The 12678-nt window shown below is 28.7% G+C and carries 15 protein-coding genes; 5 read left to right on the top strand and 10 right to left on the bottom strand.

The window, feature by feature from the left end; genetic code table 11:
* Nucleotide 1 precedes the first annotated feature (1 nt).
* Nucleotides 2–1294 (bottom strand): metallophosphoesterase, encoded by a 1293-nt coding sequence (locus OCU47_RS16945; RefSeq protein ID WP_261829775.1) that lies wholly within the window; start codon nucleotides 1292–1294, stop codon nucleotides 2–4.
* Between the two features lie 268 nt (nucleotides 1295–1562).
* Between OCU47_RS16945 and OCU47_RS16950 the strand changes: the two genes are divergently transcribed.
* The 3 genes from OCU47_RS16950 (at nucleotide 1563) to OCU47_RS16960 (ending at nucleotide 3964) form a co-directional block, all read left to right on the top strand.
* Nucleotides 1563–2300, top strand: a complete 738-nt coding sequence (locus OCU47_RS16950; protein WP_261829776.1) for an NAD-dependent protein deacylase — start codon at nucleotides 1563–1565, stop codon at nucleotides 2298–2300.
* A gap of 166 nt (nucleotides 2301–2466) precedes the next feature.
* Entirely contained in the window at nucleotides 2467–2865 is a 399-nt protein-coding gene (locus tag OCU47_RS16955; RefSeq protein ID WP_261829777.1) for a hypothetical protein, read from the top strand.
* A 271-nt stretch (nucleotides 2866–3136) separates the two neighbouring features.
* A complete protein-coding gene (locus OCU47_RS16960) occupies nucleotides 3137–3964 on the top strand; it encodes a phospholipase C/P1 nuclease family protein (protein ID WP_261829778.1) in 828 nt (275 codons plus the stop codon).
* Here the strand turns inward: OCU47_RS16960 and OCU47_RS16965 are convergent.
* Genes OCU47_RS16965 through OCU47_RS16980 form a run of 4 tightly spaced genes read right to left on the bottom strand, consistent with a single transcriptional unit; the run spans nucleotide 3934 to nucleotide 6905 of the window.
* Nucleotides 3934–4986 (bottom strand): hypothetical protein, encoded by a 1053-nt coding sequence (locus OCU47_RS16965; RefSeq protein WP_261829779.1) that lies wholly within the window; start codon nucleotides 4984–4986, stop codon nucleotides 3934–3936. The two genes, OCU47_RS16960 and OCU47_RS16965, sit on opposite strands and share 31 nt — an antisense overlap.
* A 9-nt stretch (nucleotides 4987–4995) precedes the next feature.
* Nucleotides 4996–5808 carry an ABC transporter permease subunit gene (locus OCU47_RS16970; protein ID WP_261829780.1) on the bottom strand — a complete coding sequence of 271 codons (813 nt, stop codon included), beginning with the start codon at nucleotides 5806–5808 and terminating at the stop codon, nucleotides 4996–4998.
* A complete protein-coding gene (locus tag OCU47_RS16975; RefSeq protein WP_261829781.1) occupies nucleotides 5801–6496 on the bottom strand; it encodes an ATP-binding cassette domain-containing protein in 696 nt (231 codons plus the stop codon). The genes OCU47_RS16970 and OCU47_RS16975 overlap by 8 nt, the downstream gene beginning before the upstream one ends.
* A 46-nt stretch (nucleotides 6497–6542) precedes the next feature.
* Complete coding sequence (locus tag OCU47_RS16980; RefSeq protein ID WP_261829782.1) at nucleotides 6543–6905, bottom strand: GntR family transcriptional regulator; 363 nt, start codon at nucleotides 6903–6905, stop codon at nucleotides 6543–6545.
* A 269-nt stretch (nucleotides 6906–7174) separates the two neighbouring features.
* Here OCU47_RS16980 and OCU47_RS16985 point away from each other — a divergent pair, with 269 nt between their 5' ends.
* Nucleotides 7175–7426: a hypothetical protein gene (locus tag OCU47_RS16985; RefSeq protein WP_261829783.1), complete on the top strand. Its 252-nt coding sequence runs from the start codon at nucleotides 7175–7177 to the stop codon at nucleotides 7424–7426.
* A 166-nt stretch (nucleotides 7427–7592) separates the two neighbouring features.
* On the opposite strand, the gene OCU47_RS16990 is transcribed toward OCU47_RS16985, so the two are convergent.
* From OCU47_RS16990 to OCU47_RS17010, 5 genes are all read right to left on the bottom strand, one after another.
* Complete coding sequence (locus tag OCU47_RS16990; RefSeq protein ID WP_261829784.1) at nucleotides 7593–7802, bottom strand: DUF1648 domain-containing protein; 210 nt, start codon at nucleotides 7800–7802, stop codon at nucleotides 7593–7595.
* A gap of 98 nt (nucleotides 7803–7900) precedes the next feature.
* A complete protein-coding gene (locus tag OCU47_RS16995) occupies nucleotides 7901–8806 on the bottom strand; it encodes a sensor histidine kinase (RefSeq protein ID WP_261829785.1) in 906 nt (301 codons plus the stop codon).
* A gap of 128 nt (nucleotides 8807–8934) precedes the next feature.
* Nucleotides 8935–9831 carry an ABC transporter permease gene (locus OCU47_RS17000; RefSeq protein ID WP_261829786.1) on the bottom strand — a complete coding sequence of 299 codons (897 nt, stop codon included), beginning with the start codon at nucleotides 9829–9831 and terminating at the stop codon, nucleotides 8935–8937.
* On the bottom strand, nucleotides 9824–10747 hold the full coding sequence (locus OCU47_RS17005) for an ABC transporter ATP-binding protein (RefSeq protein ID WP_261829787.1): 924 nt from the start codon (nucleotides 10745–10747) through the stop codon (nucleotides 9824–9826). The genes OCU47_RS17000 and OCU47_RS17005 overlap by 8 nt, the downstream gene beginning before the upstream one ends.
* A 179-nt stretch (nucleotides 10748–10926) precedes the next feature.
* The gene (locus OCU47_RS17010; RefSeq protein WP_261829788.1) at nucleotides 10927–11619 is read right to left on the bottom strand and encodes a response regulator transcription factor; all 693 of its coding nucleotides are present in this window, start codon (nucleotides 11617–11619) and stop codon (nucleotides 10927–10929) included.
* A 279-nt stretch (nucleotides 11620–11898) separates the two neighbouring features.
* Between OCU47_RS17010 and OCU47_RS17015 the strand changes: the two genes are divergently transcribed.
* Nucleotides 11899–12600, top strand: a complete 702-nt coding sequence (locus OCU47_RS17015; RefSeq protein ID WP_261829789.1) for a flavin reductase family protein — start codon at nucleotides 11899–11901, stop codon at nucleotides 12598–12600.
* Nucleotides 12601–12678 lie beyond the last annotated feature (78 nt).

A 12678-nucleotide genomic window follows, 5' to 3' on the forward strand; every position in this document is an offset into this window, starting at 1 on the left:
ACTAATTATTTTTAACACCTACTATTGTATTAAAAGTTACTTTTAAAGCATTTGTGCTCTCTCTACCAAAAGATTCTATTGCCTTTATTACAACCTCATATTGAGTGCCTCTAGATAAATTACTTAGTGTTACTGTAAATCTATCAGCAGAATTACTTGTAAAAAAATCTGATAACAATAAAAACTCTTCTTCTTGCTTACCTGTCGTTTTATTAAATACTTGTATCTTATATGAATGAACAAAATCTTCATGATATCCTTTAGAGAAACTTACATTTGCTGAATCCCCTGTGATTTTTGATGCCTTAATAACAGCATCATTTTTAAAATATGGATTTGATCTTTTTTGTTTACGTTCATCGGTATATACAAATTTACTCTTATCACTAGGTTCTTCAATTATCCATTTATTATTTATAATCTTTCTATTATAAAAATCCAACCTTGTTATTGTTACAACATTATTTTTAACATTAACTAATAACCCTTGTGCTAATTGTCCTTTTAATATTTCTTCCGAATTTATTTTATTATTTTCTACACCTACATCTTTAAAGCCCCCCGTACCCACGCAGGTAAAATCCTTTTGATTTATTGATCTTTCATCACTTATTGGATAATGGGAATGCCCTGAAAAACAAATCACCTGAGGATAATCCTTAAGTATCGGATAAAGAGCAGTATTTCCCCAATCATCACTCCCATACACAGTATCTTTTATATGTTGATGAACTATAACAAATATAGGTTTCTTAGAATCTTGACTTTTTGCCATCTCTAATTCTTCTTTTAACCATTGCTTTGCACTAACTCCAAAAGCTCCATGCAACTCTGAAGATTCAGTATTTACAGTAATAAAGTGATATCCCTTTATTACTTTATGTTCATTTATTAATCCCCCAGTTTCTTCTTTATATCTATTTCTTGCTGCCTCAGGAGAAAGTCCATTAATATAATCATGGTTGCCCATTACAAATAACTTCTGAACCTTATTTGAAAAGGCTTCATCATATATTGCTTTAAATCTTTTATACTCAGCAGTTTTTCCTGAATCAGTAATATCTCCTGCAATAACCATAGCATCTATATTTGCCATAGACTTTATAGTCTGAAATCCACTTCTAAGCTTTTCATCCTGCTCAGATTGCTCTTCTCTTAAATGCGTATCACTAAATACTCCAAAATTGAGTTCAGATCTTGTACTATCAGCAAATATTACCTTACAAGAAAATATACAATTTAATATAAACATAAATATAATTAATATACTAATCTTCTTATGAATTCTTTTCATAGAACAAATCATCTCCTATTTAAAACATAAGATTATTATTTTAAAAAACTAGCTTCTTTATTCATAACCATCTTAATAATTAAAATATAATTTTAACTCGATACACATTAAAGAAGCCTCCCATAATAACATGATTTTATTTTTCACTTTATTTGTGGCATAATAAAAATAATTAAGGCATCTGAAAATAAATAACAAGTCTAAATAAACTAGCATATAAACTTATTTATTTTTTTCTAGATGACCAATATGTTATGGAGATGTTTTTATGAGTATTGAAAAATTATCAGAGATTATAAAGGAAAGTAATAATATTGTTTTCTTCGGTGGCGCTGGTTGTAGTTGTGAAAGTGGTATACCAGACTTTAGAAGCTCAAATGGGTTGTTTAATGAAAAACTAAACATTACCTTTACTCCTGAACAGTTAGTATCCCATTCATTTTATATAAGATATCCAGAAGAATTTTTCAACTTTTATAAATCTAAGCTTATATACCCAGAAGCTAAGCCTAATGCAGCACATTTAGCATTAGCTAAACTTGAGGAAATAGGAAAATTAAAAGCTATTGTAACTCAAAATATTGATGGTCTTCATCAAGCAGCAGGGTCTAAAAATGTTTTTGAGCTTCATGGATCTGTTCATAGAAATTATTGCACCAATTGTCATGCATTCTATGATGCAGAATTCATTTTAGAATCAGAAGGAGTTCCTACTTGTACAAAATGTGGTGGAAGAGTTAAACCTGATGTGGTTTTATATGAAGAGGGGTTAGATGATACTGTAATTATGGGGGCAGTAGATGCAATTTCTAAAGCTGATACTCTTATTATTGGAGGAACTTCTCTTGTTGTTTATCCAGCGGCAGGGCTTATAAATTACTTCAAAGGAAAAAACCTTGTACTTATAAATAAGAGTTCTACTTCTGCTGACTCAAAAGCTAATTTAGTTATTAATGATTCTATAGGTAAAGTTTTAAATGAAGCTGTCAAACTCAGCAACATCTAATTAAGTTAAGGTATTCTTTTATGATTAATAAGAGGATACCTTAATTTTTTTAATCACTCATTTTTTCTTTTGAATTCAAATATACTATAGTAATAATTTTAAAGAGGTGTCCTCAATCATGATAAGACTCATTATAATATTATTACTAATAGGAGCTCTAGCCGTTATGTACTATATATATGAAACTAAGATTATTGGCTATAAACGTGATTTAACTCGTAAGGCAAAACAATATAATAATCTTAAGACCCAATATAATAATCTTATAAATGAAAATAAAAGCATAAATAAAAATTTAAAAATAACATCTGTTCCTCTTTCTTCAACTAATGGAATTACAAACGAAAATGTGCCACTTAGATTAGCTCCTCTAGAAAACAGTAATATTATTAATATTGTTTCTAATAAAAGTGAAGTATTTATATATGATGAAGTTCGTGTAGAAAATACTTCTTGGTATTATATAAATATCCCTTCTCTTGGCAATATAAACTCTAAGGGATGGATAAGTAGAAGAGACTTTTCTCTTATAATTAGTTCTTCCCAAAAAATAACACATTCTTAATATAAAATAAAACTCTCCTTAATTTAGAATTGATATTTTTTTATTGAGCATAGTAGTAAGTGTAAACAATAAATACTCTCCTGCTTACATTTAAAAGTTACAGAAATGCTTAGATAGGTTTTTCACTATATTTATATGTATATATTTAAATAGTTAAAATGTTTTATATATAAATATTTAACTATGTTTATAGATTTATATATAAATATTTATAGTAAAAATGCGCCTTTTGAGACTCTGTACATATAAAATTATTGGAAGAAGGGTTAAAATGAAGAAAAGACTTTTTAGTATTATCTCCTTAACACTGATGTTTCTAATTTTATTTTCTAATATAGCCTTTGCTCAAGAAATAGAAAGATATGAATCTGGTGGACCTACTCACTCGCATCAAATTTTCTGCGCTCAAGCAATTGAAATTTTAATTAATGATTATGGAGTAGAAAAAATAAAACCCATATTAAGGGGTGAACGGACTATAGTTGCATCTGCTGATTTACCAGATGTAGATGAAAAAGATTATTGTTATGCTTATCATTTTTATAATCCATATACCAATAAGAACTATTGGCCTATATCATCCAAAATTCAAAATATCACCGGCCTTACTCAATTTAATAAGCACCTTAATAATGCTGTAAATTATTATTCAACAAACAAAGAATATGCGTTGACTGAACTTGGTAGGGCGATTCATTACTTCGAAGATGTGAACGAACCACATCATGCAGCAAATCTAACTGCACTTAATAGTACTCATGCTTTTTATGAAAAGTATGTAGATCACAGAAATGCTGATTTTTTAGTTTGCCATAGTACCAAATATGATGACTTTAAAGATATGACATTTATGGAGTACTGCAATACAGTTTTCATTGATAGTGCTAAACTTTCTTATACCTATAAAGATATAGTAAATAATCCTTTTAAGTATTCTAAAGATGATGGATGGTATGAGGCTGCAAGTATAACTTTGGATAATTTGCAAGAAAACTTAGCGTCTATAATACTTAGATTTTATGAAGAGGTTGGAGAAATAGATTTTTCTCCAACCTCTTCAATTACATATTATTTAACTTCAAATTCGGGTGCTTTGTAACAAAAAATTGATGTATCTACTTTACAACTATATAAACACTTACCACTTTCTAAAGAATAAACATATATTCTTTGCTTACGCTCTGAATCAGAAGCCATATCCATTAAATATATTTTGCCATCATCAACTATCATTCTTTGTTCTACAGGTTCTTTTACATTTATTTTATATTTCTTAATGACTTGTCCTTGCTCGTTTATCGCAAAAACTGTATCACCATCTTGTGTTGCCATATATAATATTCCATTATTAAAAGCTGAAAAAGAGTTTAATGTTTCTTTTACTTCTTCTGGAAGATTAACCTTGGTTAACTGATCATGTATTGAATCATATATAATCATATAATGCGTTTCTTCTTTAATTTCATTTTGTATTGAATAAATGAAATAACTTTTCCCATTTTGCCCTTTTAATATGTTCATATCTGGTAAGTTTTTTGCCACTATGCTTTCTTTTAATAATTTTCCACTATCTAAATCAAACTTATATGCCTTAATCAAATGATCAATTCGTTGATTTGGTTTTTCTGCCGTATAACCTTCTGTAATTACCTCTACATAGTTGTCTATAATTCTTACCTGTAGTGTAGACTTTGAATCTTTAACATCATCTTTAGTCCTAACTATCTTTTTTGATTCTTTATTCTTTATGTTTAAATCTAAAGATCCATTCTCAATACATGCATATACACAAAATTTATCATTTTCATCAATAAATTCATCATATATAGTTTTTCCTCTTAGTAAATCCTTATTTTCCACTATGTTTTTGTAGGGACCATAATCATGAAAATAATTAGCTTTAGAGACTTGAACACCATCTTTCCCAATAGAAACAGAATTTACTCCATATTCTCCAACTTGCTTATACACTTGAAATTTTACATTTCCAAATTCCTTTATATCTCCTGACTCACTACCAATATCATATTTCACTTCACTTGTAGAAGCATTAAATATAATCCAGCCAAGTACAGGTATTATTGCAAATAAAATTAATATATAAAAATATCTCTTCTTCATAATACCCTCCTAAACAGCAACCTTATTTTTTAATAGGTAATTGCAATATACTATTGTTCCTATCATTGTAATGAAATAGAATCCTGAAATCATCCATTTTTTCTCTATATAATATAAGTTTTTTTGCGTAAAAATTAAAATTGTAACCCCTAAAATAACTCCACCTAATATTAATCCTAAAATTAACCCTTTTATCCTAAAACTCCTCTCCATAGCACAGAAAAAAAATAGAAAACTTATAATAGCAAGTGCTGTTATAACTAATAAACCATTAAGTGATAATCCCTTACTATATATGCCATTCTCACCTATAACATCTTTAAGTTTATAAGGTGCTATTGCTTGTTGAATAATTATTTTTTTATTTACTACATAAAATCCTATCAAAGTAAACATAAAAGCAGATATACTACATAAAAGCATAGCTATTATGGTAATAAACTTTGCAGCATAAATTTTGGTTCTATTGAAAGGAAGCACTAGTAGAGTATAAATAGTTTTATTATTTCCAAACCATTCTCTATACCAAATCATTAACGAATAAGCTAATACCCCAAAGATAACAAGTGCAATTCCATAATTAATAACGTAATTATCATAGCATACAGATTTTATTGTAACCTGATCATATGGAACCTTTTTGAAATACTCCTCTACTGATTGTCCAGCTATTTTAGCTTTATCTTTATATGAATTCATTATATTATTAGCTTTAATTATAGAATTTCCAACACCTAGTATTATATAAATCAAAAGTGCCGGTAAAAATACTTTAAAAATTCTATTCATTTCAATATCTATCAAAGTCATAAACTTACGCATTCTTATATACCTCCCTCATTACGTCCATAATAGATTTACCCTCTTCCTCTCTTATTTCTTCAGCTGAAAATTGCTTTACAACTCTTCCGTCCTCTAAAAGAATTACATCATCTGCTAAATTCTCAATTTCTCCTATTTCATGAGTACTAATAATAATAGCTTGTCCTTCTTCTGAAAACTCTCCTGTCATAGCTGATATAAAATCTTCCCTTGTGAAGAAATCCATGCCTGAAAATGGTTCGTCCATTAATAGATATTTACTCTTTTGACAATAACCCATTATTATCTTAACTCTAGCCATATTCCCTTTTGAAAGTTCTGCTATTTTTCTTTCTTTTGTTAGTTTAAAATACTCTAACATTCTATAAGCTTTGTCCATATCCCAATTGTCATAGAAAATATTCATGTAATTAAAGGATTCTTCAATGGTCATGGTTGGATAATACACTGATATATCAGGTATAAATCCTAGCTTGTTATAAACTTTTGGTGAAAGTTTATAACCATCTATAAGAATTTCCCCACTGTTTATTGGTATTAGTCCCATTATAGCCTTTAAGATTGTTGACTTCCCCACTCCGTTGATACCTAAAAGGCAGGTTACTCTTCCTTCTTTTATAGTAAAGGATGCCTCATCTAGAGCTTTCAATTTTTTATACTTTTTCACCACATTTTTAACTTCAATCATGTTATCCCCCTATTGTATTAATTCATTAACACACCACTATAAAATTTTACTCTTTCCATTTTTCTTCTAAAATGTTCATAACTTCTGATTTATTTACGTTTATTGCCTTTATTGCATTCATAAATATATCTACAGCTTCATTTATAATATCATTTCTTATTTCTTGTATCTTCTCTGTATTGGTTGTTATGGTGCTTTGAAAATTTCTGACAGTTTCTATCATTCCTAGATCCTCCATCTCTTTGTAGGCTCTTTGCACTGTATTTGGATTTACCTTTAAGGTAGCTGCCAATTCTCTTCTTGATGGTATTTCATCCCCAGACTTATAATTTCCTAAAATAATTTGCTCTTTAAAATATCTTACAATTTGAATATAAATCGGTTCATTAGTATTGAAATTTATACTCATTAATCATTCTCATCTCCTTTGTTTAATCTTTATTCTTATGTAATTCCTAATGCTTAAGTTCAATTTTCTTGTAAAAATAAGTGTATTATATGAAATCTAAAAGAATCTATACATTGTTACTTAAATATAAGATAGTAACTTACCATAAGTGTATTATAGTAGTAATACACTTATTTAGTCAAGTGTTTTCCACAATTTTATAATGTATAATTTTCTACAAGTAGTACAACATAGTAATGATAAATTTTCTATAAAAGGAGATGAAAACTATGTCTAGAGATGAAAAACTAAATGACTTTAAAAATACATTAGGTAATATAAAAGAAGAAATCTCTCATGGTACTGCTGTTTTAGGTGATGAAGCTAAGCATAGTGCCCAAAATCTAAAAGAAACTACAACTAAAGCTATGAGTAATATGGCTGATAGTGCTAAGGTGTTAGGTCACGAAATATCAAATGGTGCTAAAACATTTATGGAATCTACAAGCAAGATGTTTAATGATAAAAACCAAGGAAAATAGAATCATCTCATTTATACTTTTTACTTCAACAAAAATAGCAGTTGTTATCTTTGAAATCATAATATAACAACTGCTATTACTTTATATATTTTCTAGTGTGATATTATATTATGTAACTTCATTTGCAAACTCACAATAAATACACAACTAGAAAGACCTTATCTCACTATTTAACACCATACTTAATTTTTAAAACTTTATATATTACAAACGGAAGTAATCCCAAAGAAAATGCAAATTTTCTATCTATAAATCCATTTGCAACACCATTTAATCCCCAATGAATAGGTACTCTGGCTGGTAAAATAGGTGTGAGTAAAAGCATTATGACTATTGGTACTACTAATATTAAAATATCTATTTTTGTAAATTTCATCTCGATCCATCTCTTTCTTATAAATCATCTTAATTTCTTAAATATATTATATCAACTACTTATTTTTACTACATTTTAATAATTTCCGATTTTCTAATTTATTTAACTGTTCTCTTTATCTGCCACCTAATCTTAATTTTCAAACTACCATTTTCAAGATTGGCTTCAATCTTATGTCCCATCTGTTCTACCAATGCCTTGGTTATACACAAACCTAAGCCTGTACTTTTGTCTGTTCTTGCAGCATCCCCTGTATAAAATCTATCAAATATTTTTTCAACTTCTTCTGGCTTTAAGTTTGGAGCACTGTTAATAAACTCAGTTTCCACATAGTTATCCACATTATACAGTGAGATATCCACAGACTTATCCCCATGTTTGATCATATTGTTGATTAAATTCGAAAAAATTCTCATAACAGCATTTTTATCAGCAATTACATTAGATCTATTTTCAGCAATCTGGATTTTAGGTTCAATTCCATTATTGATAAAATCATCATAAAAGGCAGCGATATTTTCAACTAATATTTCAGAAAGATTAACATACTCTAATTTAAATTTATACTCGTTATTTTCTATCCTTGATAGGTCATAAAAGCAATTAATTAATGTATTAAGATTCTCAGTTCTTCTTTCAATTATACTGATATATCTTAGTTTTTCTTCTTTACTTAATTGCTCATCCTTTAAAAGTTGTACAAATCCCATTATTGAAGTTAATGGAGTTCTTAAATCATGAGACATGTTTTCTATGCTTTCTCGTAATTTTTCTTCATTATTTCTTATCTTTAAATTTATCTTGTGGTTTGTTAGATATAATTCATCTATTTTAATACCCAATTCTTCAATCTCTTTATTTAAGCTACTCATCTTAATGTTTGTAAGATCACCCTTACTTTTTGATATCTGTCTTGATATATATCGTATGTCCTTTTTATAAGAAATTATAAGAAGGAGCAAACTTAGTATTATTATTAAAAGTATTAAAATTATAACTTCCATTGCAATCCTCCTTATTTTTAATCTCTTATTGTTTATTTTGCCTTACAGATATACAAGATAAATTTAAACATTACTGCCTACCATATTGTAAAAGTACCACTTGAGACCTACATATCTATATTAATGAGTTATTTTATATCCTGATTTTTAATTAATGCTATGCCAGGTATACTTGAAATAACAGTAATTGCAGCTCCTATAAACACTGCTTTTAATAATGCTGCATTTTCAACTGGTGGCTTTATCATCTCTGCCCAATTATGCGTAATTGTTACATTATATATAGGTTTCAACCACTTAAAAACTTCCAATAAATATAACTCAGATAAAACAGATTGCCCTATCACTAGTAATATTATTCCTATAGCAATAGTTCCTCCATTACTTTTAGTGAAAGTTGCTATTAATACTAATAATGATGATGTAGCAAATATCATAACTATACATCCTAATATGGTTTTAAGCATATTAACCAACTCACTAAATGTAAATGGATCTCCCCACCCAAATAACATACAGCTTAATAATGTAGAGATGCCAACTGTTATTGCTAATAATATGGTTCCCCCCACTGTATTAACTATAACTTTTGAAACATAATATTGCCATCTCTTCTTACCATAAGCCAATGTATTTTTTATTGTTCCTGAAGAGTACTCCTTTGCTACCATTGCTCCAACTAAAATGGATAAAAAGATTTCTATTAAACCACTACCAAAAGAACTATAAAACAAATCTCTTGCCTTTGGATTAAATAAATCCTTAGTACTCACGTGAACTCCTATACTCATATTCCCAGAAGCATTTTGATTTTGATTATTAGCACTATTTTTTAACCCTTGTATATACTGATCTTTTTGTTGTTCAGTCATTCCTGATAAACTTCCTCTTAAAAATGATTCATTGCATACAAGTTTAGTGATTCCTGTAGTCATACAAGCAAACACTGCAATAACTATACATAAAACTATAAAGGTTTTATTTTTCCTTAACTTGAATAATTCAGCCTTTAACAATCTACTCATTTTTTCCACCTCCAATAGCGTTTATAAAGTATTCTTCAAGGTTCTGACCCTTTGACAATATCTTTTTCACCACTACTGAGTTTGTTGAAAGAATAGTATTTATTTCTCCCACCATGTCTAAATGTTCATAAACTCTAATAATTTTTTCTGGCATAACTTCATAGTCAGATATATTAAGTTTTTCCTCTAATAATACTGTTGCCTTTTTGCTGTCATCAACTTCTATTTCTATATACTGTCTGCATTTTTCCTTTAATTCCTTTGCTGATATCTCTTCAATAAGTTTGCCCTTGTTTATAATGCCGTACTTTGTTGCAAGCTCTGAAAGTTCACTTAATATATGACTAGAAATTAAAATAGTGACATCTTGTTCTTTATTAATTTTCTTTAATAACTCTCTAACTTCAACTATGCTAACTGGATCAAGCCCATTTATAGGTTCATCTAAAATTAATAGTCTTGGATTACCAAGCAAGGCATTTGCAATCCCTAACCTTTGTTTCATACCTAGGGAAAAGTTCTTAACCTTTTTCTTACCAGCATCCTTTAATCCTACAAGTTCTAATATTTCATCTACTGAATTTTTACCTGTAATCCCTCTAACTAATCTTGAAACTTCTAGATTGTCTTTTGCAGTCATATTAGGGTAAAATGCTGGCATTTCTACAAGACTTCCTATTTGAGTTCTTGCTTCATCTAACTCTCTATCTGTTGATACCCCTAGAAGCTCTATATCCCCTGAAGTTTTGTGTATAAGACCTGTTATCATTCTTATAAGAGTTGTCTTACCAGCCCCATTTTGTCCTATGAATCCGTAAATTTCACCTTTTGCAATGGTCATATTAACATTATTCACTGCAAAATAGCTACCATATTGCTTCGAATAGCTTTGTGTTTTTAATACAATATCTTTCATAATTTCCTCCCACCTTAGGCATCTAAAATAAATAATAAGCCAAACAAACTTACCTATGACTTACTTATTTTTTATATGCCTTATTATTATCTCCTAAGCTCATAAACACATTATAAATTTATACTTATAAGATGCCATAAAGAAGATATTAAGAAAGTATTAAGATTAACTTATAAGTCTTATTCTTTAAGTTTAAAACCTATTCCCCATACAGTTTGAATATATTCTGTGTCCTTATCAAAACTAGCAAGCTTCGAACGTAAATTACTTACATGCACATTTACAGTATTGTCATCTCCTAAAAACTCACTTTTCCAAACAGATTGAAAAATATTTGCTCTTGTAAATACCTTTTTAGGATTTGACATAAGTAGTTCTAATATATCATACTCTCTTAGAGTTAAGTTCACTAAATTATCATTAACAGATGCTTCTCTAGATTCATTATTTAGAACTATGTTCTTATACTTTAAGATTTTAGGATTTTCTTGTGTTTCTGCAAATTCAGTATATCTTCTAAGTTGAGCTTGAACTCTCGCCAAAACCTCATCTACATTAAAAGGTTTCCCCACAAAATCATCTGCACCCAATCTTAATACATTTACTTTATCATCTAAAGAAGTCTTTGCAGAAATAACAATTATAGGCATGACCTTTTCCTTTCTTATTTCCTCAATTAGACTTTCTCCCTTGATTCCAGGCAACATCAAATCTAACAATACTATTTGATAGTTTTCATTCTTTATACACATCTTTGCTTCTGTTCCGGAATAAGCTGCTGTAACTTCGTATCCATTTTTCTTTAACAAATCACATAGTAGATCATTTATATCCACATCATCTTCTACTACTAATATTCTTTCATTGGACATAGATTTTTCCTCCATACTTAAACATATTAAAATAAGCAATAAATCAAAGATATTAACTGACTTATTTTTAAAACTGTCTTAACTACATACTCATATAAACAAGAATACCATAAATATGCTTTACTGAAAATTACTCCATCAATATCTTTAAAAAATTATCCTGTTTATATATAATCTAGTGATGTGATATACTATGAATTATTAGGCATCTAAAAACAAATAAACTAACATCTGCACTTATTTGTTTTGTGAGTATGCCTTATCTAAGGAGTTAACAAAATGAATAAAGTTGATTTTAAAGGCAGCGTGATTTTAAATCCCGTACCTGTAGTTCTTATTACTTCAAAAAATAAAAATGGTGATACTAATGTCTTTACAGTGGCTTGGACAGGGACAGTTTGTACCAAACCACCTATGCTTTCAATCTCTGTAAGACCTGAACGTCTTTCTTATGAATATATTAAAGAAACTATGGAGTTCACAGTAAATGTTCCTAACTATAACTTAGTTAAACAAACAGATTTTTGTGGAGTTAGATCAGGTAGAGATGTAAACAAGATTAAAGAATTAGGCTTCACTATGATTGATGGAGAAAAAATATCTGTTCCCTACATAAACGAATGTCCAATAAATATAGAATGTAAGGTTACACAAATAATTTCCCTTGGTTCTCATGATATGATTTTAGCTGAAGTGGTTTCTTCTCATATTGATAATTCTTTAATTGATGATAGTGGTAAAATCCACTTTGAAGAAGCAAAACTTATATCCTATTGCCATGGCGAATATTATCCAATGAGTAAATTTGCTATAGGTAAGTTCGGCTTTTCTGTTGCTAAAAATAAAAAGCTTATAGAAGAATACTCAAAATACGATAGAAATTATAAAAAGCTCACTGCTACTCCAGAAAAGAGTTCAAGAGATTCAAAATCTCCAAAGAAAAATTATAGCCAAAAGAAAAGTAAGAAAGCATCAAAATAAACCTTTTCTAGGTTGTAGATAAGAAGTTTTCTAAACCCAATTGTATAAAAAATAGAGGTTCCTAATTCTGCGGGTACC

The organism is Clostridium sp. TW13, from assembly GCF_024345225.1.
Lineage (GTDB): Bacteria > Bacillota > Clostridia > Clostridiales > Clostridiaceae > Inconstantimicrobium > Inconstantimicrobium mannanitabidum.